This is a genomic window from Algoriphagus lutimaris (assembly GCF_017051705.1).
Taxonomy (GTDB): Bacteria; Bacteroidota; Bacteroidia; order Cytophagales; family Cyclobacteriaceae; genus Algoriphagus; species Algoriphagus lutimaris.
In genome coordinates this window covers 1-282 of record NZ_JAFIDJ010000043.1, presented here as the reverse complement: position 1 = coordinate 282, position 282 = coordinate 1, and the positions used below count along the sequence as shown (strand labels likewise).

The window sequence follows — 282 nt, the reverse complement described above, 5'->3', positions numbered from 1 at the left end:
CGGGTCAGCCGCCGCATCCCGCTGCCGTCGAGCCGCACGGCGCCGATCTCCGGGGGTGAGTCGAGGCCGTGGTGCTGGAAGACCACCTCGCCGCCGGGCGTGACCTCGGCCCCGCTGGTCGTCCCTCCGCGCAGGATCTCGCGCGGCGTTCCGCCGGAGGCCGGGAGCGCGTACAGGTTCGTGCGCCCGCGCGCCTCGGCGTGGAACACGATCGTCTGGCCGTCCGGCGACCAGGTCCAGCCGGCGGCCGAGTGGTCGAACGGCTCCGTCAGCACCGTGGTC

At 75.5% G+C, this 282-nt stretch carries 1 protein-coding gene; it reads right to left on the bottom strand.

The window, feature by feature from the left end; genetic code table 11:
* A partial coding sequence (locus tag JYB62_RS19715) for a TolB family protein (protein ID WP_205647101.1) occupies positions 1 to 282 on the bottom strand: 282 nt, incomplete at both ends.